Genomic DNA, 24,125 nt, shown 5'->3' on the forward strand with positions numbered 1-24,125 from the left:
CATAGAGATGCGCCCGACAGCAAGCGGTTCCGCACTCCGGGAGCGGTATATCGTGCACTCAACCCAATTATTGTCTATAGTATCCATCATGTAAGGATAATTTTGCGTAGCCAGGCCATGGCCAATACTGAAGTACAACATCTACAAGGCATTGCCCAGCTGATGGTGCATGAAAATCTGATGGACAAAGCCAAGGCACTGGAATACCAGGCCCTGGCACAATCAAACAAACAGACTCTGTTGCAGTACCTTGTTGAAAACCATGTGCTTGATGCCGAACGTCTAGCGTTGATTATTGCTCATAATTTTGGTGTTCCCCTGATTGATCTGGACAGCATCGATCCGGGCAGCATACCCATTTCCCTGGTCAACCAAAAGCTGATTGGCCGCCATTCGATAGTTCCGCTTTACTCGCGCGGCAATCATTTGTTTCTGGCTACTGACGATCCCAGTAACCAGGCCGCCTTAAAGGAAATTCAGTTTCATACCGGTCTGAACACCAGCCCCATCGTAGTTGAAACCAACAAGCTGACCAGATTGATTGACAAACTGATGCACGAGCAGGAAAGCCAGGGGCTCAGTGATTATGTTGAGGGATCTTCTGACCTGGAAGGTCTGGAAATCAGCAGCGAAGAAGAGGAAAGCGATACCGCCAGCGCCTCCAGCGATGACGCCCCCGTGGTAAAATTTGTCAACAAAATCCTCGTCGATGCGATCAAGCGCGGGGTTTCAGACATACACTTCGAACCCTATGAACGCGAATATCGCATCCGGTATCGCCAGGATGGTATCCTCGACGAAATTGCGGCGCCACCTGTCAGCCTGTCCAGCCGTATTACCTCACGTATCAAAATCATGTCCAACCTGGACATCTCTGAACGCCGCGTTCCACAGGATGGTCGCTTCAAGTTAAAACTATCGAAAAGCCGCAACATCGACTTCCGCGTCAGCACATGCCCCACGGTGGGGGGTGAAAAAGTGGTCATGCGTATCCTCGATCCGGGTTCGACCCGGCTGGGTATCGAGGCCCTGGGTTTTTCGCCCATGCAGCAAGAGCATTTTTTACACTGCATCCAGAAGCCGCAAGGCATGATTTTAGTAACCGGGCCAACAGGAAGTGGTAAAACGGTAACGCTGTATACTGCCCTGAATATTCTGAATACGGAAGAAGTCAATATTTCCACCGCTGAAGATCCGGTTGAAATCAAGGTTCCCGGCATCAATCAGGTAAACATCAACCCCAAAGCCGGCCTGACGTTTTCAGGTACCCTGCGCTCTTTTTTACGTCAGGATCCTGATATCATCATGGTGGGAGAGATAAGGGATCTGGAAACGGCTGAGATTTCTGTTAAAGCTGCGCAGACAGGGCATCTGGTATTATCGACCCTGCACACCAACAGTGCCGCAGAAACTCTGACCCGTCTGATCAATATGGGCGTTCCTTCATTTAACATTGCCAGCTCAGTCAGCCTGATCATCGCTCAGCGTCTGACCCGTAAGCTCTGTGATAACTGCAAGACTGTTCACACGGAAGTGACCCCTCAAAGCCTGATTGAGCTTGGCTTTACCGAAGAAGAGTCTCAAAGCATCAAGCTATATAAAGCCGTTGGCTGCAATCACTGTACACAGGGATATCGCGGACGTATCGGACTATTTGAGGTCATGCTGATTTCCAAAACCATTGGCCAGATGATTATGTCAGGCAGCAACTCTCTCGACATTCTGAAACAGGCACAGGCCGAGGGAATGCTGACTATTTATCAATCAGGTCTTGTGAAGGTCAAGGAAGGCGTTACCACCATGGAGGAAGTCAATCGGGTAACCGTTGAATAGCGATTATGAGCAACGACAATAAAAATAAAAAAACGCTGTTCTTCGAATGGCAGGGTGTGAACCAGTCCGGCGAAAAAATAAATGGCGTAATCGAAGCGGCAAGCCTCGTAACAGCAAAGGTCAGTCTGCGTAAAAAAGGCATTACCGTTAATAAAGTCATCAAAAAGCGCACCTCCCTTTTCAGCAAGAGCAAAAAAATAAAATCGCAGGACATTACCTCGTTCAGCCGGCAGCTGGCAACCATGCTGCAAGCCGGTCTTCCCTTGATTCAGTCATTTGATATTGTCGCGAAGGGTCAGAAAAATGAGAGTATGCAGCGCCTGATTGAGGCGGTTAAGAAGGATGTTGAGTCAGGCCTGACTCTTGGCGAAGCTCTGGCAAAACATCCCACCTGTTTTAACGATTTATTCTGCAACCTTGTCGATGCTGGCGAAAAATCAGGCTCGCTGGACATCATGCTGGACAAAGTTGCAACCTATAAGGAAAAAATTGAAACCATCAAAAAGAAAATCAAAAAAGCGCTGACCTATCCTACCGCCGTGATGGTCATTGCTTTTCTGGTTACAGCGGGCCTGCTGATTTTCGTCGTGCCTCAGTTTGAAGCCCTGTTCAAGGGCTTTGGTGCCGATCTTCCAGCGCTGACGCGAGTAGTGGTTGATATGTCAAAGGTTTTTCAATCCTACTGGTATCTTATTTTCGGCATTCTGGGCGGCCTGATATACAGCTTCATCTACGCGAAAAACCACTCTCCTTCATTTGCACGAAAAATTGATATGGCCATGCTGAAATCACCGGTGATAGGCAGTATTCTCGAAAAGGCCGCCATTGCCCGCTTCTCCCGCACCCTCTCCATTACCTTCGCGGCCGGTCTGCCTCTGGTTGAGGCCCTGCAATCGGTATCGGGTGCCACGGGTAACATCATTTATGCCAGGGCCACTGACAGCATACGCGAAGAAGTATCCAACGGTCTGCAAATGCAGCAGGCAATGGATAACACAAAACTGTTCCCCAACATGGTTATCCAGATGGTAGCCATCGGTGAAGAATCCGGTACGCTGGAAAAAATGCTCAGTAAGATTGCCGATTTCTACGAAGAGGAGGTGGACAATGCCGTGGATGCCTTAAGCAGTCTTATTGAACCCATTATCATGTCTATTCTGGGTATTCTGGTTGGCGGCCTGGTTGTCGCCATGTATCTTCCCATTTTCAAACTAGGTTCGGTGGTATGATTGATCCTCTTATCTTTGAAATGAACAGCGGTCTTTTTTATGTGGCCGTAGCCATTCTCTCTCTGGCTGTTGGCAGCCTGCTCAATGTGGTGATTTATCGCCTGCCAATCATGCTGCATGCCGAAATGGCTCAGGAGTGCCACAGCCTGCTTAATCTGGGAGAGGCGTCAACCAGCAAGGTTAATCTGTTTTTTCCACGCTCATTTTGTCCATCGTGTAAAAACACGCTTAAAGTCTGGCATAACATTCCAATACTGAGTTATCTACTGCTGCGTGGTCGCTGCCAATACTGCAGGCATCCCGTCTCGCTGCGCTACCCACTCATTGAGGCCTTGACCTGCGCTTTATCCGTCTTTGCCTGCTGGCACTTTGGCTTCCATCTGACTCTTGTCTTTGCGCTGCTGTTTATCTGGCTTATCATTCCCCTGATATTTATTGATATTGATCAGCAGTTACTGCCAGACTGCCTGACCTTGAGTCTGTTGTGGCTGGGACTGATTGCCAATACCCAGAGCCTGTTTACCAGCCTTCCCAATGGCGTGTTGTCAGCGGCAGGGGCGTGGTTGAGTCTGTGGCTGCTGATTAAACTGTTCTATCTGCTGACCGGTAAAATTGGGATGGGAAATGGCGATTTTAAACTGTTTGCCGCGTTTGGTGCGTGGTTTGGCTGGACCCTGCTGCCGCTGATATTGCTCTTTTCTTCGTTAACAGGAGCCATTTTCGGTTTGATTTACCTAAAAGCGCAAAACAAATCAAAGGACACGCCCATGCCCTTTGGTCCGTTTCTGTGTCTGGCTGGCCTGGTGTCTCTGTTTTATGGCCCTCAGATCCTGCATTGGTATTTAGGGCGACTGGCTTAAACGCCCTTCTCCCGATGCTTGACCAGAGCCGAGAAAAACTCTGGCTTGTTCAGGCCGATGGAGGCAAATATCTGAGGAACCTTGTCCCAGCTGTTTTCCTGACCAATGCTGGCAACCACCAGATCGAAACCTTTGTCTTTATCCACGTCGAGCCCCCAGCCATTGATATAGCAGAGGCCATGCAGACGTCTGGCCAGCACATGCCCCAGGGTCTCGGCGCGCGTCAGGTAAGCCAGTGCCTCGGCATACAGCATGGCCGCCTGTTTTTCATTACTGGCGCTCGCCAGCAGTGCTTCATTTTCAAGCCCTTCACGAAAGCGCGCTTCCTCCAGCAGGCTTTTGCCTAAGTTGTAATTGGCCTCAGCCGAATCAATACTGGCAGCGGCGCGCCAGCATTCCTTAACGGCGATATCGGCATAAGGGTATTTTTTGTTTTTTCGCAGCGAATGATAAATGCTGGCCAGAGCCATATACAACGATACTTCTTTTGCCAGTATCTCGTCCGAAGGCTGATTGTGCTGCCGTGTCTGTTTCATGGACTTCAGCTTTTTCACCAGCGCTCTCATCTGCAGGCGTTTAAATAGCATGATGACTACCTCTAAAGTGTTATGGAAAAGAACCATTCAGCAAAAAACATGGCTGCTATCACGAAACCAATCAGCAGGAACATTTTCATGATAAGGCCCAGGGACTCCTCTCCGCTGTCCATAGCCGCTTCCTCTGGCTCTTCCTGCTCGGTTTCGTCCATATTGTCTGACTTGTCCAGTGTATTGGTAATTATATACGTAATTAGCGCTGCCAGCAGGCCTGGTATGAAAAAAACAAAAAAAATCAGCCAGATAGCCTGGGATTGCGTGTAGTTGTAATAATCCTTCAGCCACTCACGCCAGTCACTGATAAATTCTGGAACGTCATAATGAATATTCCACACCAGATAAGGGAGGATATAGATGGAAAAGGCCAGCAGCAACAGCGCCAGAACCAGAGAGATCATGCAGATAATGAATAAGGTATTACTTTGCCGATTGTTTTCTTCACGCATCGTTCAATGACCTCGTCTTGCGCTGATGTAATGGGGTATAGTATGGTACGGTATGGCCTGTTGGCCAAACACATAACCAGACGCATAAGCTGCTCTGTACTGGACAAAACTCCGGCCTGTCATTCCCGCGCAGGGAGGACAAATAATATAAAGATTAAAAAAATATCCAGTACAGAGCATAAGCTGTTGATCAACATAGCAGAAGCTCAGCAACTTTCCAAGCGTTCAACACAGAGGCACACTATGAAACGTCGCGTATTTATGATTTCAGATGGGACAGGGATTACGGCCGAAAACCTCGGCAACAGCCTGACCACGCAGTTCGAAAACATTGAATTTGAAAAAACCACCCTGCCCTATATCGATACCCGGCAAAAAGCCGAAGCCGTTGTTGAGCAATTGAATAAATCGTATAAGGAGACGGGCGTAAAACCCCTGGTGTTCATGACCTTGATTAATTCGGAAGTGGCGGCAACGATTCGCGATTCACATGCCAGTGCCTTTGATCTTTTTAATACCTTTCTGGGCCCGCTGGAAGCTGAACTGGGGGTCAAATCCTCTTATACTGTCGGGCGGACACACGGAGTGGCTGACAATAAAGCCTATACCAACCGCATAGAAGCGGTTGATTACGCTCTGATGCACGATGATGGTGTCCAGATTCGCGGGTATGATAAGGCCGACATTATTCTGATTGGGGTATCCCGCTGTGGAAAAACACCCAGTTGCCTGTACATGGCTCTGCATTTTGGCGTCATGGCAGCCAATTACCCTTTTACCGAAGATGATTTGACTTCTTTTCGCCTGCCTGAGCTGCTGCGGCCTTACAAAAGCAAGCTGTTCGGCCTGACCATTGATCCGGAGCGATTGCAGCACATCCGTACCGAACGGCGCCCCAACAGTCAGTATGCCTCGGCTGAGCAATGCCGTATGGAAGTGGCAGAAGTTGAATCCATGTACCGTCATGAAAACATCCCCTATTTAAATTCAACCCGGTTTTCGATTGAAGAAATCGCAACGAAAATACTGTCGACCGCCGGTATCAAGCGTAGATTTTAATGCCCTCCGTGTGTAGACCGTATTAATGATTCGATTCGGTCTACATAGCGCAACAACGCACCCTTGTTTGATTCCAGCACCGACATTGCCTGTTCGATAAGACGCGTGCGCCGGGCCTCATCCCTGTGCAAGGCATCAATCTGATTTACCAGATCAGAGGCATCGTCCACCATGACAATGGCATCAGCCGCTATTAAATCACGTACGATCGCCTTGAAATTATGCACCTTCGGTCCAGTCAGTACAGGCACGCGCATGGCAATCGCTTCCAGCATATTGTGACCGCCAACCGGCACAAAACTGCCGCCAAGAAAGGCATAATCGCTAAGCGAATAAAAACCCAGTAACTCGCCCATGCAATCAAGAATAATCACGTCACAGTCTTTTGTCATGCTGTCTGCTTCGCTGCGTTTTCCTGTGCTGAAACCGAGAGCCTGTGCCAGGTTAAACACAGTCTGAAACCGCTCGGGATGTCGAGGAGCAATCAAAATCAGCACGCCGGGCATACGACGCTGCAGCTCCTTTGCCTGCATCAATACCTGAGCTTCCTCATCCTCATGCGTGCTGGCCAGGATCACAACCGGCCGCTCGGCTCCCCATGTGGCCTTAATCAGGCTGTATTTTTCACGATCGATATCATGAGTGTTTAAATCAAATTTTACGTTTCCCGCGACCTGAACGATCTCAGACCTGGCGCCAATACTTATGAATCGTTCTGCATCGACAGTGCTTTGAGTGAGAATGGCGTGAAAATCATTCAAAACCGGCTTGATGAGCCAGCTTAGCCTGCGATATCCACGGCAGGAGCGCTCAGAAAGGCGCGCGTTTACCAGCAGCATGGGCACGTTATTTTGTTTGGATTCGCGAATAAGGTTTGGCCATAATTCGGTTTCCATAATCACGGCGACCCGCATTTGATTCATCTTAAAAAAACGTCGAACCACATCGGGCAGGTCATAGGGTAAATGACGATGCATTACCCGACTCGAGAACTGAACCTGAACGCGCCCGGCACCTGTAGCAGTTGTTGTGGTGACTAATAAACGATACTGTTTAGCCAGCAAAGCCTCTATCAACGGTGTGGCGGCAATCACCTCCCCCAGAGAAACGGCATGAACCCAGACATCATAGTCCTTAGCATCCGCGCCATCGAGACAAAAACGCTCCGCGATACGCTCACGGTAAGCGGGTGACGCCAGCCCCTTCCACCATAAACGCAGCAGAATCAGAGGACTCAGAATATAGAGAAGAAAGGAATAAATCTGGCGCATGCTACCTCAGATGATCACAGTCTGGATCAACATGAATCGTTAGTAATCAAGTCATATGATACCAGAAGTTAAAACAAAAAATTCACTCATGATGATTTTACAGTATACTTTACTAAATACATTACTGTTACCGAACTCAGCGGACCCCGAATGAACCTTCGTCAATTCTTTACCACCAACCAATGGTGGGGAAAACTAATCGGTTGTTGTCTCGGCTATCTTATGACGCGCTCTCCGATTGGCGCGTTGGTGGGGATACTGATTGGTAACGCCTTTGATCGCGGTCTGGCTAATCATTTCTCACAACTGCATGGCTCCTATTACGATGAAAAGCGCGAGCTGGTACAAAAGATTTTTTTTGAAGCGACCTTCTCGGTCATGGGGCATGTGGCCAAGGCAGATGGCAGGGTAACAGAAAACGAAATCCAGATGGCTCGCCAGATGATGAATGAGCTGCGCCTCACACGTGAACAGAAACAACTGGCCAAGGCGTATTTCAGTGCCGGTAAAGCGGCTGACTTTGATCTGTCAGGTCTGTTGAATCTGTTGCAGAATGCCTGTCGCAACAACCCCGACCTGCTTAAGCTTTTTATGGATATCCAATATCGTTACGCTCAGGTTGACGGGCTTTCTGCCAATAAGGTACGCCTGCTCGATACCATATTTCGTACCATGGGCTTCGCACCACTGCATCAGCAATACCGCTACCATGAGGATTTTCATAACACGTATGAAAGAAAGCAGGAATCTCAGGGCCAGACTAACGCACAAAATACAAGCTATGGCCTTGCCCAGGCCTATGCCCTGCTTGAAGTTAATCCGGCAGCGAGCAAACAAGAGGTCAAACGCGCCTGGCGTAAGATGATCAGCAAAAATCATCCCGACAAACTGATTGCCCAGGGACTACCGGAAAAAATGATCAAACTGGCTAATGACAAAACTCAGAAAATCACCAAAGCCTACGAAGATATCTGCGCGGCCAAAGGCTGGTAATCACGGTTTTATTATTCGGCCGGTTCCAGCCCACCTGCTTTCAACAGGTCATGTACCTGATGAGCCACCACGTCATGAGTCACTGTTGTGACATGCACTGGATCAAAAAACAGATAACCCTGGCAGGCATCATCAAGATTTCGTTGTCCACGTTTAGCCGCCATTTTCACTAACATGGTCTTTGATGGCTCATCCAGGCTGACATCGTAGCAGGTATCCTGGGTATTGCTGAGCCCAAATTTTTCTGGGGTAGAAAAAATACCGTCAAAAGAAGTAAAAACATCATACTGAAACCATTGAACACCCGGTGTACGCTCTTTCATATCCTGAATCAAATCAGCCAGCGCTGCATTATGGTTCAGAGACAGGGCTGTCAGACGCTCTACGGAATCAAAATCACGGGCTGCGGGTGTTTTGCCTAAATCCGGCAGATTCAAGACAAGGATATGTCTGGCACCCATGTCCAGCAGACGCTGCAGCTCAATCCGGGTTCCACCAATAACATCGCGGACACTGGCTTCATCATCTTCGGGCATGGCGAGGTAGTTATTGGCACCAATCCATACCACAAACAGCGTATTCGGATCAGCCTTGTTTTCATGTGACAGGGCATATACATCTACTTCGTGATGCAGAGAAAACAGCACGTCCTCGTCAACATCCATTGAAACACCGGCACCACCAAATGCGTAATCCAGCAGATGTCTGCTGCCATTCTGTGGGAACATCAGATCAGCAAGACGCTCAATCCAGACCGGGCCATTGCTGAAATGCCCTTCAAAGTAAGGCGGTGACTGCGGCACGCGATGCTGCATGTATTCATAGAGATTGCCATTATCGGACAGGCTGTCACCAAAAACAGCAATGGTATTGATGGGACTGGCAGCAACAGCGGACGAAAATAACAGGGAAAGCAGGCTTGTTTTTAATTTCATGAAACACCTTGGTCAACGTCGATACGACTAAGCGCGGGATTATAGTCTCTGCGGCTGCTCTGGATCAATGAAAATGTCCAGAATAGCAGTTTACAGCCCCCCCTTCCGAACCCTGACCATCAGGGAGCGGAAATTTGCAGATTGCATCCATGAACCATAGAGCATATTCTCATAGTCAAACCACAAAGAATAAGGATGTTTGTATGACCCCATTCCAACAGTTGTTTGTAAGAACCTTTTACGGCAGGCTTCTGTCGCTTGCCCGGGACAGCAAAGGCATTGAAGACGCAAAAAAGAACTACCAGAGCATTGCCTGCCAGGACAATCCGGGACGATACCAGGGGAAACAGACTTTTGGGATGACTGGCTGGCCAGATGAACCGGCCACGCTGTTGACCGCTCTGGTCGCAGAAGCATTAGCCCGAACCTGCGAGCACTACGTCCGTCTGCATGAACATATGCACGCCGTTGACGTAGCAAAAAGTGTTGAATTGATTAAAAGCGATATTATACCAAACACCCTGTTGCCAAAAATAAGACCCGCTCACTTGGTTGAGGATCTGTGCCGGGCGCTTACGAGCGACACTCGCGCCGAAAAGCCAGCAAGGACATCCATAAGCCACTTTAGCCTGTTTGGAGGTTTTGCCTTATTGGCAATTACCGCTGCCACGGCATTTGTGTGTCGAGAGTATTCAGGCCCTGGAGCCTGACGTGTTGCTCAGCGCATCACATACTCGCCCCGCGCATGATTAGCCTTCCCCGCACGTCATTTGTCTTCCCCGCGCAGGCGGGGAACCACGGCAAAGCAGGCTCGGAGCTGGCCTGGATTTTTTGTCCAGTACAGAGGATTAGCCGATGACGGTAAGCTTAAGTTGTCGACCACATACCCACGCTTTGTGCAGGCCCTGGAATACTTCTTTCGACAGGCCTTTTGGCAGTTTAACCGTAGAATGATCATCGTGGATTTTAAGCCCGGTAATGAAGCGGCTTTGCAGGCCGGCCTCATTGGCAATAGCGCCAACGATATTACCTGGTTTCACGCCGTGCACACGGCCAACATCAAGACGGAACAGTTCCTGCTGTGAATCGTCACGAAAGCCTTTTGGTGACGCATCGTCGCGGAAAGGCTTTTTATCGCGGTCAAAAGCAGGCCGTGCGCGATCAAAGGTTCCCTTGGCTGATTTGAAATCACCGCCGCGGGCGCCGTCACGAGCCGGGCGTGCCGGTGTTTTCATGGCTGGCATTTCACGTTTCCAGGGCATGTCTTTGTTCATCAGCAAAGCCAGTGCCGCCGCTGCGTCAAGCGCAGAAACCTCTGGATTCTGTTTCAGATACTCTTCGACAATATGGCGATAAGACGGCAGATTCTCATGTTGCAGACGGGCATTGATATCCGCCATGAACCGTTGCTGACGGGCAACCTGAATCATATGATCATTGGGAATCACAACCTTTTCAATCTGCTGACGCGTATGGCGTTCAATGGTGTTCAGAATACGCGATTCACGAGGGGTAATAAACAGGATGGTCACGCCACTGCGACCAGCGCGGCCAGTACGGCCAATACGGTGAACGTAGGTTTCGCAGTCGTGGGGAACGTCGTAATTGATGACGTGTGTCACACGCTCAACATCGAGGCCGCGCGCAGCCACGTCGGTGGCAACCAGCACATCAATTGCGCCCTGACGAAACTGAGCAATAACGCGCTCACGCAGAGTCTGGGTGATGTCGCCATGGATAGCCATCGCACGATGCCCGTGCTGTTGTAACAGCTCAGCCACCTCTTCCGCGCTGGTTTTGGTGCGAACAAATACAATAACCCCCTGTGCTTCTTCCACAGCCAGCGTTCTCAGCAGAGCATCCGGTTTCTGGAATGGGGAGGCAAACAGAAAACGCTGTTCAATGGCTTTGACTGTCGCCGTTTCTGATTTGATTTGCACAGAAACAGGATCCGTCAGGTAGCTGTTGGCAATCTGGCGGATTCTTGAAGGCATGGTGGCAGAGAACAAGGCGATTTGCTTCTCGGCAGGCAGCTTGGAGAGGATCATTTCAACGTCTTCGATAAAGCCCATGCGCAGCATTTCATCGGCTTCGTCAATCACAAAGGTTTTCAGGCTGTCGAGCTTCAGAGTACCGCGATCGATGTGATCGAGGATTCGGCCAGGCGTTCCGACCACAATCTGAGCGCCTTCGCGCAACTGCTTCAACTGCCGGGCGTAATCCTGGCCGCCGCAGAGAATGGATACGGTGGTTCCACGCTGATGCACGCTTAAGGCTTCAAACTGTGAGGCCACCTGAATGGCCAGCTCGCGCGTTGGCGCAATAACCAGCACTTGAGTCGCCTTGGACTGGGGATTTAATTTATGCAAAACAGGCAGCGCAAAGGCAGCGGTTTTCCCGGTGCCGGTTTGTGCCTGAGCAATGACATCGCGACCGTCTAATAAATAAGGGATTGTTTGAGCCTGCACGGGAGAGGGTTTTTCAAACTTCATATCCGAGAGCGCTTTGAGTAAAACATCCGATAATTCCAGGTCTGCGAAGCATGTCAATTCTTGTGTCATATGGTTTCCAATAAGATAAAGCGTAACCCGAAAGGGGTTAAGTAATGTAAAATCTGCTCACTATAGTAACAAAAAAATGAGAGTGATGCACGAACTTTTGTGATTTATCTGAATTTTTTATTCGGCAGCAGAGTGCTCCCTTCTCCCTGTGTTCAGGGAGAAGGGCTGGGGATAAGGGTGAGGCTGACTGATAATTGGGAGCCATAAGTCTGCCCCGGTTTTCTTAAACCCGCATAAATAAAAAGCCGCTCGCCCTTCGATGCACGGGTTTATCTGAATGAAAGGCGCTACCCCTTTTCTCTGATCAGGACGTAATACCCGGCCTGATTCCCAGAGCCAGGGGCAATTGATCTGCGATGGCGGTGCCTATGCTCTTACTCACACGCTCAAACATGCTTTCCTTGTAGGTATAATCAGTCATTTTCTCAAGCCTGATAACATCACGCGCCAGTTGACCCGTGCTGGCAAACCCATCAATCAGACCACGTTCCTTCGCCTGAGTTCCCGTCCAGAACAGGCCCGAGAAAGTCTGGTCGTCCACCTTGAGGCGATCACCCCGCCCCAGCTTCACTTTAGCAATAAACTGCTGATGAATATCATCCAGCATAACCTGCAGCAACTGCTCCTGCGCCGGTTCTACCGGAGAAAACGGATCCAGAAAGCCCTTATTGACTCCGGCGGTCTGCAGACGCCGTGTGATACCCAGTTTTTGCAGGCTGTCGACAAAACCAAAGCCGTTGTATAAGACGCCGATGGATCCAACCAGACTGGATTCATTGGCATAGATATCATCGGCTGCGGCAGCAACGTAATAGGCCGCGGATGCGCAGATGTCGACGCATACAGCATGAACTTTAATCGCCGGATAGGTTTTACGATAATACTGCAGAGCATTATACATGTAATCTGCCTGAACCGGGCTGCCGCCAGGGCTGTTAATACGGATAATCAGCGCCTGCAGACCAGAGCTTTTATAGGCATTATCCAGGCTTTTAACAAAATTGTTTGCGCCCGCAGCCTGACTGTCGAAGATGGCGCCGCTCACGTCAATTAAGCCGATATGCTTCGCTTTTTTTGCATCCAGATCGCGGTCAGATAAGGTCATTGCCTTGAAAAAAATGAATATCAGCAATAAGATAAATAATATCCGGCTTACCCAGCGCCAGCGTCTTTTTCGTCTTTGCTCCTGCATAAAGTCAAAGACCAGCTGGTTTAACAGCGCCTGGGAGTCTTCTGGTGAAGTATTCATTGTTAAGGTTACTTGTATTTCACAAAGGTGCCCCCATTTTACGTCAGGTGGTCAGTAAATCAAATTGTATTTAATGTCATTAAACGAGGTCATGCCATGCGTATGGACAAGCTAACTTCAAAATTTCAAATGGCGCTTGCGGATGCACAATCCCTGGCACTGGGACGCGATAACAGCTTTATCGAACCCGAACACGTAATCAAGGCCCTGATTGATCAGCAGGGTGGAACGTGCCGCCCCTTGCTGACCAAGGCCGGCGTCAACATCACCCAGTTGCGCACGCTCCTGGATCAGGCTCTGGACAAACTGCCAACCGTTACTGGAACCGGAGGCGACGTTCACATATCCAATGCCCTGAATCGTTTGCTCAACCTGACAGACAAACTGGCACAGCAGCGCAAAGACGCCTTTATCTCCAGCGAGCTGTTCCTGCTGGCGGCCATCAGCGAAGAAGGCGGTATAAGCCAGCTGCTCAAAAAAGCCGGTGCCGATAAAAAGGCAATTGAAAAAGCGATAGACGACGTTCGCGGCGGAGAGAGCATCAACGATGCCAATGCCGAAGAACAGCGACAGGCTCTTGAAAAATACACCATCGATCTGACTGAGCGCGCCGAGCAGGGCAAACTGGATCCGGTGATTGGCCGTGACGATGAAATCCGCCGCACCATTCAGGTATTACAGCGCCGTACCAAAAACAATCCGGTTCTGATTGGAGAGCCTGGTGTTGGTAAAACCGCCATTGTCGAAGGACTGGCGCAACGTATCATAAACGGTGAAGTACCCGAAGGCCTGAAAAACAAGCGCCTGCTTTCTCTGGATATGGGTGCGTTAATTGCTGGCGCGAAATTCCGCGGTGAATTCGAGGAGCGATTGAAAGCGGTACTGAACGACCTGAGCAAGCAGGAAGGTCAGATCATCCTCTTTATTGATGAACTGCATACCATGGTTGGCGCCGGAAAGGCTGAAGGCGCGATGGATGCCGGTAACATGCTCAAACCGGCTCTTGCCCGTGGAGAACTTCACTGCATCGGCGCAACCACGCTGGATGAATACCGTCAGTACATTGAAAAAGACGCAGCTCTTGAGCGCCGTTTTCAAAAAGTACTGGTTGATGAACCAACAGTTGAAGACACCATTGCTATTCTGCGTGGCTTGAAAGAACGCTATGAAGTGCATCACGGGGTAGAAATCACTGATCCGGCCATCATTGCAGCTGCCACCCTCTCTCATCGCTATATCAGCGACAGACAGCTGCCCGATAAGGCCATTGATCTGATTGACGAGGCCGGCAGTCTGATTCGCATGGAAATTGACTCCAAACCCGAAAGTATGGACAGACTGGAAAGACGGCTGATTCAGCTCAAAATGGAACGCGAAGCCCTGAAAAAGGAAAGCGATGAAGCGTCGAAAAAACGCCTGCAGGATCTACAGCACAGCATCGAGGAACTGGAAAAAAACTACCACGATCTGGAAGAAATCTGGAAATCCGAAAAAGCCAGCCTCCAGGGGGCTACTCAAATCAAGGAATCTCTTGAACAGGCCAAAGCCGAGTTTGACACGGCCCGCCGTGCCGGCGATCTCGGACGCATGTCGGAACTGCAGTACGGCCGGATTCCCGAGCTGGAGAAACAGTTACTGCATGTCCTCGAAGCAGAAAGTCAGGACAACCGTCTGGTACGCAACAAGGTAACCGAGGAGGAAATTGCCGATGTCGTTTCAAAATGGACCGGCATTCCTGTTGCAAAAATGCTGGAAGGTGAAAAAGACAAACTGATGCACATGGAAGAAGAGCTGCACAAGCGTCTGATTGGTCAGAACGAAGCCGTGGACGTGGTCTCCAACGCAATTCGCCGTTCGCGTGCCGGTCTGTCTGATCCCAATCGCCCTATTGGTTCCTTCCTGTTTCTTGGCCCCACAGGCGTTGGTAAAACCGAACTATGTAAGGCTCTGGCATCGTTTATGTTTGACACCAGTGAGGCTATGATTCGTATCGACATGTCTGAATTTATGGAAAAACACTCCGTAGCCAGACTGATAGGTGCCCCTCCAGGCTATGTCGGTTATGAAGAAGGCGGATACCTGACCGAAGCCGTGCGCCGTAAGCCCTACTCCGTTATTCTGCTTGACGAAGTGGAAAAAGCCCACGCAGACGTGTTCAATATTCTGCTGCAGGTGATGGATGATGGACGACTTACCGATGGCCAGGGCCGTACCGTTGACTTCCGCAACACGGTCATCGTCATGACATCCAATCTGGGCTCACATTTGATTCAGGATATGGCGTCTAAAGTGACTTACGATCAGATGAAAGAAGCGGTGATGGGCATTGTTGCACAGCATTTCCGTCCGGAATTTATCAACCGCATCGATGATACGGTGGTATTCCACCCCCTGGATAAAGAGCAGATTGCTACTATCGCGGGCATTCAGATTGAATACCTGCAAAAACGTCTGCAACAGCAGGATATTGGCCTGATTGTGGAGCCCGAAGCACTGTCGCATCTGGGAGAAGCCGGTTTTGATCCCGTGTATGGAGCAAGGCCTTTGAAACGGGTGATTCAGCAGCAGCTGGAAAATCCTCTGGCTCAGGCATTGCTGACAGGAAAATTCAAATCAGGCGATACGATTGATGTAACCTTTAAGGATGGAGAACTGAAGTTCAGCTAAACAGGCTCCCTAATGTGCAGCAGTTTGGGCCTTGGCCCAATGGCACTACCTTAAGGATAAAATCCTATCCTCCAACGTCCCGCGACTTGTTCGCGGGATCCAGAAATCTACGCACAGAGCAAGATTCATGGATCCCGCGAACAAGTCGCGGGACGTAGGATTGGTAAATTTTTATCCAAAATTACTTAAGGTAGTGCCATTAGGCCTTGACTCAACCCAGTAGTTTAATAAGGTTTCACGATCACAGTCGTTCCGACATCCATAAAGTCTTCATTCAGCCATTTAGCAGCACTGGGCAATACCCGTACGCAACCATGACTGGCGTTGTAGTTGGGCACTTCGTAAGCCGCGTGAATGGAGTATCCGCCTGAAAAGTGCATGCAGTACGGCATTTTCGCACCGCCGCCCGTTTCGATTGGGTAAATGCTCGATGTACAGTCAGGGCCTTTTTTCGAGTAGACGCGGAAGGTACCGGTTACGGTTCGGCAAGGGCGACCTACGTCCTCACAGAAATCCTTACCACCTGATGCGCTACCGGTTTTTACCCGGTTGCCTTGAGCATCATAAGCTGCCCAGGCTGTAGCTTTCGGATCAAACACAAACACTTTGCGACCGGTCGCTTCGCGCTGCGCTGGGAAATAATTACTCCCTTTGTTATCCGAGCTCATGCTTGCCGTGTAATGTGTATAACCGGCATCGTCCACAACAGCCACTGAACGATCCATTGACGCGCAAGCGGCCGTCAACAGGCAAAGCGGTCCGACTATCAGTTGCTTTTTCATGACATTTTCTCCCTGTTTTTCTTTAGTATCGGGAGAATTGGGAATAGGTTTAGCCTTTTTGATAAATATTTTTAACTTTCTGTTTTTTTTATGCGCTTTATGATTAGCTCAGGGAGCATCGCAAGAACCGCCAGGCGCAGCTGCTCATCGCTGCATTCAAAGCATCCCCCCATGGCCGGCATGGCTCCGATACCCTCCTGGCTGTGTTGCAGCAGAGTGTCCAGCCCCTGTTTCATCCTTGGCTCCCAATCGCTCAACTGACCAATTTTAGGCGCACCAAGTTCGATTTTTGGATTGGAAGCGTGGCAATTGGCACAAAATAACTGCACAATCTGCATCCCTTCATCCGATTTGCCACGAATGCTGTCTAATATTTGCTGGGGATTATGGCTGGCAGCATGGGATATTGTCGCCAGACCGATACCTGAAAGCAGGAGTAATTGCTTAAACATGAATACCCCGAAAAAAAAGATGACATTTTATTTACACTGTGATATAGCTAGACATAACTTGTTAACCACAGGGCGGGACGATAATGAGTGAAGTCGAAGAGCGTATGATAATCGAAGTCAGGCGTAAACGGCAACAAACAAGACGTCAATCGCCAGCGCCAGAACAACAATCATTTAATCCTGAACAGTTTGGCTTGAATTTAAAATCGCTTGCCGCATTGAAAAAAGCCGTTTTGGAAGCCCCCTCACTGGACCTGCTGCGCATTGAGCAATTCAGACAGGAGATTGCCTCCGGTTCCTATCAGATATCCAGTGCTGGCATAGCAGCAAAAATTCTGGCCTAGACTGGACACAGGCAAAGGATTATCTATCCTGCCATCCACAATCCAGATACGCCATCCCAATCCAGGCTCACGTCTATTAAAAATATTCTTAACCAGACGACCATCCCCTGGAAACTGCAAAATGAATATTTTTTTAATTTTCCCTTAAGGCTTGACTGTTACAATAATTCCCTTTTAACAAACACCATGGAATTGTTATGGCTTCAAGTTCACACGGCACCCAGCAACAGATATATCGGGAAATAGTTAAGAGGCAGGTAATTGGGCATCTGGAAAGCCTTGCAAACGAACTGGTTTATCCAGAAGAAAAAGAAATGATTGATCTTATTAGTCGGTATAAAGCAGATGACCAGAAGACGCCAGAGGAATTGCTTGAATTACTTGACGCAATTTTTTACCGGCCTCGAGTGAAGCTTTCCCAGATAAAAACCAAAATCCAGGATACAATTCGCACTGCGGAAAACACTCTGGCAGCCGAAAAAGCCGCCCCTGGTAGCTCCATTGTACCTGGCTGTCTGGTGCGATTGCCTGATGAACCAAAATCCAATTGTTCTTTTCTTTTTAATCCTGATAAAGATGCAATCATCCAGCAGCTGGGCAGCCAGTTCCTTGCAGGAAATTATCAGCATGAGAGGACATTTATTGACATAGCCCGCGCCTACAGATCCCAGACAGAAACGGCTGTTTCGCAGTTATGCGATGAAAGCATGCGGCTCATAGCCCAACGCAACTCCTCATCTGCCATGGTTTTGCGCGCGCTCTTATATCAACAGGCCCTGGGTGGCGAACAAAACTACCCTGCCGCTATTGCGCTTTTAGAAAAGGCTATAACACTCGAAAACACAAACGCCATGACACTCAGGGCTCTAATGCATAAACGCGCTCAAGGAGGCCTGCAGGACTATCCCGCGGCTATTGCTCTGTTAGAGCGGGCGATCGCTCTCGGAAACACAAACGCCATGACACTCAGGGCTGATATGCATAAACGCGCTCCAGGAGGCCTACGGAACTATCCCGCAGCTATTGATCTGTTAGAGCGGGCCATTGCACTCAAAAATGCAGACGCGATGACTCTCAGGGCTCATATGCATACACACACTCGAGATGGCTCACGGAACTATGCCGCAGCTATTACTCTGTTAGAGCAGGCCATAGCACTCGGAGATGCAAACGCCATGAATATCAGGGCTGTGATGCATTTTGTTGCCCGGGGTGGCGAACGCAACTATCCAGCCGCGATTGTCCTTTATGAGCGGGCCATAACACTCGGACATAAAGGAGCCATGTTTAATCGGGCTTTGATGCATACAAGAGCCGAAGGTGGCGAACGCAACTATCCCGCCGCGATTGCCCTTTATGAGCGGGCCATAACGCTCGGACATAAAGGAGCAATGATATTCAGGGCTTCTATGCACAAACACGGTCAGGGTGGTAACAGAGATCTGGCAGCAGCAATCCGCCTGTATCAGCTTGCTGAACAGAATGGCAGTGTTGTGGCTAAGGCAAAACTTCATAAGCTGATCGCTGACAACGGGCACGACATCGCAACACCTCCTCATGTTGAGGTTGTCGATCCACGCGAACGCGATACAGCGTTTATCAACCAGCTGTTTTATGATTTAACTGGCAATACCTGCAACTCCATCTCTGGGGACAGGAGAAGTTTCAACATTGAAATAGCAATACCAAGGGCCAGGCTGGCTGAACTAACGTCCCAGCTAGTGCTTTCAGGCGCTACACTGCAAGGTAAAGGGCCTGTAACAGGTGATACAAAAATCATATGTATTTCCAATATTGGTTACGACCAGCTGGTATCACTGACTCAGCCTGTCAGTTTGTTGACACCAAATCGTCCGCATGCGCCGCTCAGCGCCACAAAATCGATGGCTGCCTCCAGTACACCCGATCAAGAAACAGCCGACAGTTTATCAAATAACCTGCTGGTGCATTCAATATTTCGTCCCGAGGCTGAAAAAGCGTCAAGGCCGGAGCGTGAAAAGCATCACGACTGCTCCAGCGCCGATTCACCACATTATCCTATGTAGGGAAATAATCAAAATGATCAGGGGCTGCTGGCCAGGGCTGCCCATCTTAATTTGAACTGAAGTTAATCAGTTGAGACGCTCTGCTCCCTTCTCCCTTGAGGGAGAAGGGCTGGGGATGAGGGTGGTGGGTGTGGTACAGTCTCGAGTAAATTAAGAATGCCGTCCATCACTCCCTGTATATTTTTAAAAACCTCATGGTTCCATATTCGCAAAACTCGATATCCACAGCTTTCCAAATATTTGGTTCGTAGCAAAACATAGTCTCTCCAGCTTTCAGCTCCACAAATTGAACCAGAGAGCACAACAAACAAAATTTCGGACAGTGGATATAATTTAGACCGCTCAATACGTGGATCATTTAACACGCCAAAATGAGACTCAAATGAGCTGGAAACATCCTTATTCACTTTGCTGTATCCATCGATTAGTTAATAAAAATAGACGGATAAACCAATCAAGTACCGTATTTCAATGTATTTATTCAGGCCGTGCCACCCCCACTACCCTCATCCCCAGCCCTTCTCCCTCAAGGGAGAAGGGAGCAGATCGTGCCAACTGATTAACTTCAGCTCAAATTAAGATGGGACAGCCCTGGGCTGCCGGCAACTCAACGCCCCTTCCCTCGAACGCGGAATCACCCAAATAGAATGATTGGGTCGTCCCCACACAGATGGGGACAACAATAAACTCAGACTTCCTTAGAAGAGTTCAGCATCCAGCGCGCTTTCTCATGTGCGGCGATTCGCTCACCCAGCAAGGTCACAGTGCCTTCATCATTGTGTTCCTGTGCCAGCTTTAAAGACACATTCAAATCCTTCACCAGTGTTCCATGATCATCCGCCAGCTCGCTGACCATCTGGTTAGCCGTACAGCTGGAGTCACCATCCTTAATGCGCTTCATCTGATCAAACTGTTTAAAGGTTGCTGGAGCACGTCCCCCGATAATCAGTATTCGTTCGGCTATGTCGTCAACCGCCTGGGCGAGCTCTGTGTATTGCGTTTCGAATAAGCTGTGCAGCGATTTAAACTGGGAGCCTTTGACATGCCAGTGGTAGTTTTGGGTTTTTAAATACAGCGCGTAGGTATCAGCCAGTAGAATCGATAATTTATTGAATACATCGCTCATGGTGTCTCTCCTTGATAATCATCTGGTTTAATCATAGTCGATAAAACAAAATTTCGTTATTTTTTGCGCGCCAAAACAAGCGTACGTCGCAGCAATTGGGTGTATATGGGTTGATTTTTTGCCATTTGCGTTACCATGGTCGCCGTCAGGCAGCTGACCATCAATGGCAGGATTAAATTGTAATTGCGGGTCATTTCAACCACCAGCACAATGCCGGTTAAAGGGGAACGAATAGCCGCTGAAAACAAGGCGCCCATGCCGGCAACAGCAAACATGGTGGGCTCGATACCCAGCCAGGGTGCCACATCGTTCACAAAGTAAAAGCACACCATCCCAAGCAAGGTACCCAGAGCCAGCATGGGTGCGAAAATACCGCCAGGCACCCCCGTCGCGTAACACAGCATGGTCACCACAAATCGAAACAGCAGAACGGCACTCAACTCGGTCAGCGCTGGCGGCAACGCCAGAAACTTCTCAATAATCTCATAACCGCCACCCACCAGATATGGATTGTAGTAGGCAAGAATCCCAACCAGTGCCCCGATGGCCAGTACATACAACACGCGCTCACGCAGGCTGAATCGATCCGTTATCTGCAGCCAGAAAACCAGCGTCTGATTAAAAAGCAGACCCGCCGCCCCCACCACCAGACCAAAAAGGAAAAAAAACCACAGAGACTCTACGCCCGGCTCATTAAATACCGCCAGAGGAATAGCCGGTGCCGATCCAATTAACAGGTAGGTTGTGATGGTGGCCATCACGCAGCAGATGGCCACCATTTTAAAATTGGTGAAACTGAAATTGAACTCATTGCGCATTTCCTCAATCACAAACAGTACACCAGCCAGCGGCGCATTAAACGCTGTAGCGAGACCCGCCGCGGCTCCCGCCGCAATCAGGGTATCGCGACGACGACGCTTCAGTGGAAAAAACTCAGCCAGCATCCCGCCCAGATTAGCCCCCATCTGAATGGTCGGCCCTTCCCGCCCGGCTACCATTTTAGCACTGAGCGCCAGTACGCCGCCGAAGAACTTGACGGGCAGTAAACGGCGCCAATACAGGGTGCGTTTGTGCAATAACACCCCTTCAATTTCCTGAACACCGCTGCCGGCAGCCTCAGGTGCCAGATAACGCACCATCAGCCAGGCCAGCAGGACCATGCTCATCGACAGTGCAGTCGCCACCAGAGCGCCGACGTGATGCAGGGCTGCAAGCTGAACAAGCTGACTGATACCCTTATTGACCCAGGCAATCACCAGCTGAAAGCAGGAACCGGCAAGTCCAGTCAACAATCCCAGTACAATAGACAACCCGTAAATCAGCAATAATCTTTCACGCATCGTCAGAACACTCCCTGTTCCTGTCAGGATGGCAAGGCTGCCATCAGATTATCAATGATTCTCTGTCCGGCCTGTCTGGACAGAGATAAAATGGTCTCAGGATGAAACTGCACCGCAGAAACGGGCAGGGTCCTGTGTGAAACGGCCATGATAATGCCATCCTCACTCCGCGCCGTCACCTGCAGTGACGCTGGAAAATCCTTTTCCCTGGCAAACAGTGAGTGATAACGCCCTGCTGTAAACTGCTCACCCAGTCCATCAAACAATGGTGCGTGATTTTGCACATGAATCGTGGACGCTTTGCCGTGCATGGGGTAAGGCAGCACGTCAAGGCTGCCGCCGAAATATTCAACCATGCCCTGCAGGCCGAGACAGACCCCAAACAGTGGGATATTCCGCTGTAAGACCGAGTCTATTGTCGCAGACAGATTGAAATCCTTTGGCCGGCCGGGGCCGGGCGATAAAACCACCAGATCGTAATGCTCTTTTTCAAGGCGGGCGATGGCATGCTCACTGCGGATGGTATGCACGGTAGCGCCTGTCTGCCGCAGGTAGTTTGCCAGGGTATGCACGAAGGAGTCCTGATGATCAACCAGCAAAACCATTTTTTCCTTACCAGGCTGCCTGCGTTCGACAGATTGGCCGCTAAGGTCAGCTTTCGGTTGCAACAGCTCAATAAATGCCGAGGCCTTCAACCGTGTTTCTGCTTCTTCGGCTTCGGGGACAGAGTCGTATAACAGAGTCGCTCCAACACGAATTTCGGCAATGCCTTCCTGTATGCGCATGGTTCGCAGCACAAGACCCGTATTCAAATGGCCGTTAAAACCGAACCAGCCCACAGCACCGGCATACCATCGGCGCGGCGATTTTTCGTGTTTTTCGATGAAATTCATTGCCCACAGCTTCGGCGCGCCTGTCACGGTGACTACCCACATATGCGTAAGAAAGGCATCCACAGCATCAAATTCAGGGCGCAGAGTACCCTGAACATGGTCAACGGTGTGAATTAAACGCGAGTATATTTCAATTTGCCGCCGTCCAACGACCGTGACGCTGCCTGCCTCACAAATCCGGGATTTATCATTTCTGTCTACATCCGTGCACATGGTCAGCTCCGACGCTTCCTTTTCGGAATCGAGCAGTATCTGAATATTCTGAGCGTCTTCGATGGCATCGACACCGCGTTTGATGGTACCGGAAATTGGGCAGCTTTCTACCACGTTGCCCTGTACTTTCACATACATTTCAGGCGATGCACCGACCAGATATTCGCCCTCACCCAGATTAATAAAAAAGCCATAAGGAGAAGGATTTTTCTCGCGCATCATGCGAAACATGGCTGAAGGCGGTTGCGGACAATGAGCATAGAATGTCTGACTGGGTACCACTTCAAACAAATCTCCGCAGGCAAAGCGCTCTTTAGCCGTATTGACAAGGGCTGCATACTCGCCCTCTTCGTGATCGCAGAATTTTTCGGGCCTCTGCGTTGGCGTGTAGGCCCTCCATTCACCTTCGCGCGGCAGCGACTGCGTGCTGCGCCCCTGAAACTGAAAGTTGTAACGACGAACAAAGGCTTCCTCTTTGCGATGATTGACGATGTAGATTTCATCTGGCAGATACAGCACCATGTCGCGTTGACTGGTATCGCGCTCCTTGCAGCGCGCCAGCTTTTCAAACTGAAAAATAAGATCGTAGCCGAAGGAACCGTACAGCCCAAGATAAGGTTCGTCAGGCGATTTAAACAAGGCCAGCAGCATTCGAATGACAGTAAACACCGAGGGTTGATGGCTGCGCTCTTCTTCCGTGAAAATCTGATCAGATGCGTTAACACCCAGGCAACAGTGCTGAGCATCCTCTGACAGAATCGTGAGCTTATCCGATGCCTCCAAAGCCGGGCGGATGATAGCCAGTAACTCCTCACCGCGTTGATTCAGCGCCTGCAGGCTGATGTCGTCATGGCGGCAGACCACGGCCAGCGGAGGGTTGTAAAAGCCGATATCCCAACAGGTGTAACGCCCAGGGTATTCAAAACTCGATGCAAACAAGGCTCCTCGATGGGAGTCCAGTTTGTCCAGTAAGGGCTCGATGGCGTTTTCATAGGTCAGTGCCAGCTGTTCGAATTCAACGTGCACGCCCCCTTCGGTTTTCACTTGTTGCAACATAACAGCTCTCTAAGTCAGGTAAAAAATGATGAATTCATTCTATATGGGATATGTGAGCGGCGCCAGCGCTAAACGAGTCGCCAGTCGTTTGCCCGGGCTTTACTTTAGCTGCTTCTCAGCGTGGGTTATCTTGCTGTTTTTGTGTATAATCGCCTTCTTTCAACTGCGAGACTGC

21 protein-coding genes are annotated in these 24,125 nt (G+C 49.7%); 9 read left to right on the forward strand and 12 right to left on the reverse strand.

Annotation, left to right across the window (positions count from 1 at the left end):
• Positions 1 to 117: 117 nt before the first annotated feature.
• Genes pilB through ACQUTA_RS09775 form a run of 3 tightly spaced genes read left to right on the forward strand, consistent with a single transcriptional unit; the run spans position 118 to position 3,922 of the window.
• Entirely contained in the window at positions 118 to 1,833 is a 1,716-nt protein-coding gene (pilB, locus tag ACQUTA_RS09765) for a type IV-A pilus assembly ATPase PilB (protein WP_444988112.1), read from the forward strand.
• A gap of 5 nt (positions 1,834 to 1,838) precedes the next feature.
• Positions 1,839 to 3,062 (forward strand): type II secretion system F family protein, encoded by a 1,224-nt coding sequence (locus ACQUTA_RS09770; protein ID WP_444988052.1) that lies wholly within the window; start codon positions 1,839 to 1,841, stop codon positions 3,060 to 3,062.
• Positions 3,059 to 3,922 carry a prepilin peptidase gene (locus tag ACQUTA_RS09775; RefSeq protein WP_444988053.1) on the forward strand — a complete coding sequence of 288 codons (864 nt, stop codon included), beginning with the start codon at positions 3,059 to 3,061 and terminating at the stop codon, positions 3,920 to 3,922. Before ACQUTA_RS09770 ends, ACQUTA_RS09775 begins: the two co-directional genes overlap by 4 nt.
• On the opposite strand, the gene ACQUTA_RS09780 is transcribed toward ACQUTA_RS09775, so the two are convergent.
• Positions 3,919 to 4,512, reverse strand: coding sequence for a hypothetical protein (locus ACQUTA_RS09780; protein ID WP_444988113.1), 594 nt, complete (start codon positions 4,510 to 4,512; stop codon positions 3,919 to 3,921). The genes ACQUTA_RS09775 and ACQUTA_RS09780 overlap by 4 nt on opposite strands.
• Before the next feature lie 8 nt (positions 4,513 to 4,520).
• The gene (locus tag ACQUTA_RS09785; RefSeq protein ID WP_444988054.1) at positions 4,521 to 4,964 is read right to left on the reverse strand and encodes a hypothetical protein; all 444 of its coding nucleotides are present in this window, start codon (positions 4,962 to 4,964) and stop codon (positions 4,521 to 4,523) included.
• Between the two features lie 243 nt (positions 4,965 to 5,207).
• Here ACQUTA_RS09785 and ppsR point away from each other — a divergent pair, with 243 nt between their 5' ends.
• A complete protein-coding gene (ppsR, locus tag ACQUTA_RS09790) occupies positions 5,208 to 6,023 on the forward strand; it encodes a posphoenolpyruvate synthetase regulatory kinase/phosphorylase PpsR (protein ID WP_444988055.1) in 816 nt (271 codons plus the stop codon).
• Here ppsR and waaA read toward each other — a convergent pair.
• Complete coding sequence (gene waaA, locus ACQUTA_RS09795; RefSeq protein ID WP_444988056.1) at positions 6,020 to 7,294, reverse strand: lipid IV(A) 3-deoxy-D-manno-octulosonic acid transferase; 1,275 nt, start codon at positions 7,292 to 7,294, stop codon at positions 6,020 to 6,022. The two genes, ppsR and waaA, sit on opposite strands and share 4 nt — an antisense overlap.
• Before the next feature lie 150 nt (positions 7,295 to 7,444).
• On the opposite strand from waaA, the gene djlA reads away from it, so the two are divergent.
• On the forward strand, positions 7,445 to 8,287 hold the full coding sequence (gene djlA, locus ACQUTA_RS09800; RefSeq protein WP_444988057.1) for a co-chaperone DjlA: 843 nt from the start codon (positions 7,445 to 7,447) through the stop codon (positions 8,285 to 8,287).
• A gap of 11 nt (positions 8,288 to 8,298) precedes the next feature.
• On the opposite strand, the gene ACQUTA_RS09805 is transcribed toward djlA, so the two are convergent.
• Positions 8,299 to 9,222, reverse strand: a complete 924-nt coding sequence (locus ACQUTA_RS09805; protein ID WP_444988058.1) for an SGNH/GDSL hydrolase family protein — start codon at positions 9,220 to 9,222, stop codon at positions 8,299 to 8,301.
• A gap of 203 nt (positions 9,223 to 9,425) precedes the next feature.
• On the opposite strand from ACQUTA_RS09805, the gene ACQUTA_RS09810 reads away from it, so the two are divergent.
• The gene (locus ACQUTA_RS09810) at positions 9,426 to 9,932 is read left to right on the forward strand and encodes a hypothetical protein (protein ID WP_444988059.1); all 507 of its coding nucleotides are present in this window, start codon (positions 9,426 to 9,428) and stop codon (positions 9,930 to 9,932) included.
• A gap of 138 nt (positions 9,933 to 10,070) precedes the next feature.
• On the opposite strand, the gene ACQUTA_RS09815 is transcribed toward ACQUTA_RS09810, so the two are convergent.
• Together ACQUTA_RS09815 and ACQUTA_RS09820 are read right to left on the reverse strand one after the other, a co-directional pair.
• On the reverse strand, positions 10,071 to 11,783 hold the full coding sequence (locus ACQUTA_RS09815; RefSeq protein ID WP_444988060.1) for a DEAD/DEAH box helicase: 1,713 nt from the start codon (positions 11,781 to 11,783) through the stop codon (positions 10,071 to 10,073).
• A gap of 304 nt (positions 11,784 to 12,087) precedes the next feature.
• Positions 12,088 to 12,888, reverse strand: a complete 801-nt coding sequence (locus ACQUTA_RS09820) for a S49 family peptidase (protein WP_444988114.1) — start codon at positions 12,886 to 12,888, stop codon at positions 12,088 to 12,090.
• 240 nt (positions 12,889 to 13,128) lie between these two features.
• Between ACQUTA_RS09820 and clpB the strand changes: the two genes are divergently transcribed.
• Entirely contained in the window at positions 13,129 to 15,699 is a 2,571-nt protein-coding gene (gene clpB, locus ACQUTA_RS09825) for an ATP-dependent chaperone ClpB (RefSeq protein ID WP_444988061.1), read from the forward strand.
• 224 nt (positions 15,700 to 15,923) lie between these two features.
• Here clpB and ACQUTA_RS09830 read toward each other — a convergent pair whose 3' ends face one another.
• Positions 15,924 to 16,481 (reverse strand): L,D-transpeptidase, encoded by a 558-nt coding sequence (locus tag ACQUTA_RS09830; protein ID WP_444988062.1) that lies wholly within the window; start codon positions 16,479 to 16,481, stop codon positions 15,924 to 15,926.
• 71 nt (positions 16,482 to 16,552) lie between these two features.
• Positions 16,553 to 16,933: a c-type cytochrome gene (locus ACQUTA_RS09835; protein WP_444988063.1), complete on the reverse strand. Its 381-nt coding sequence runs from the start codon at positions 16,931 to 16,933 to the stop codon at positions 16,553 to 16,555.
• A gap of 83 nt (positions 16,934 to 17,016) precedes the next feature.
• Between ACQUTA_RS09835 and ACQUTA_RS09840 the strand changes: the two genes are divergently transcribed.
• The gene (locus ACQUTA_RS09840) at positions 17,017 to 17,277 is read left to right on the forward strand and encodes a flagellar biosynthesis anti-sigma factor FlgM (RefSeq protein ID WP_444988064.1); all 261 of its coding nucleotides are present in this window, start codon (positions 17,017 to 17,019) and stop codon (positions 17,275 to 17,277) included.
• Positions 17,278 to 17,474: 197 nt separating this feature from the next.
• The gene (locus ACQUTA_RS09845) at positions 17,475 to 19,322 is read left to right on the forward strand and encodes a tetratricopeptide repeat protein (protein ID WP_444988065.1); all 1,848 of its coding nucleotides are present in this window, start codon (positions 17,475 to 17,477) and stop codon (positions 19,320 to 19,322) included.
• A gap of 62 nt (positions 19,323 to 19,384) precedes the next feature.
• On the opposite strand, the gene ACQUTA_RS09850 is transcribed toward ACQUTA_RS09845, so the two are convergent.
• The 4 genes from ACQUTA_RS09850 to ACQUTA_RS09865 form a co-directional block, all read right to left on the reverse strand.
• Positions 19,385 to 19,729 carry a transposase family protein gene (locus tag ACQUTA_RS09850; protein ID WP_444988066.1) on the reverse strand — a complete coding sequence of 115 codons (345 nt, stop codon included), beginning with the start codon at positions 19,727 to 19,729 and terminating at the stop codon, positions 19,385 to 19,387.
• Positions 19,730 to 20,010: 281 nt separating this feature from the next.
• Positions 20,011 to 20,448 carry a Dps family protein gene (locus ACQUTA_RS09855; protein ID WP_444988067.1) on the reverse strand — a complete coding sequence of 146 codons (438 nt, stop codon included), beginning with the start codon at positions 20,446 to 20,448 and terminating at the stop codon, positions 20,011 to 20,013.
• Positions 20,449 to 20,504: 56 nt separating this feature from the next.
• The gene (gene clcA, locus ACQUTA_RS09860) at positions 20,505 to 21,788 is read right to left on the reverse strand and encodes a H(+)/Cl(-) exchange transporter ClcA (RefSeq protein ID WP_444988068.1); all 1,284 of its coding nucleotides are present in this window, start codon (positions 21,786 to 21,788) and stop codon (positions 20,505 to 20,507) included.
• A 23-nt stretch (positions 21,789 to 21,811) separates the two neighbouring features.
• Positions 21,812 to 23,950, reverse strand: coding sequence for an anthranilate synthase component I (locus ACQUTA_RS09865; protein ID WP_444988069.1), 2,139 nt, complete (start codon positions 23,948 to 23,950; stop codon positions 21,812 to 21,814).
• Positions 23,951 to 24,125: the final 175 nt, after the last annotated feature.

This window comes from Legionella navarrensis (assembly GCF_052527415.1).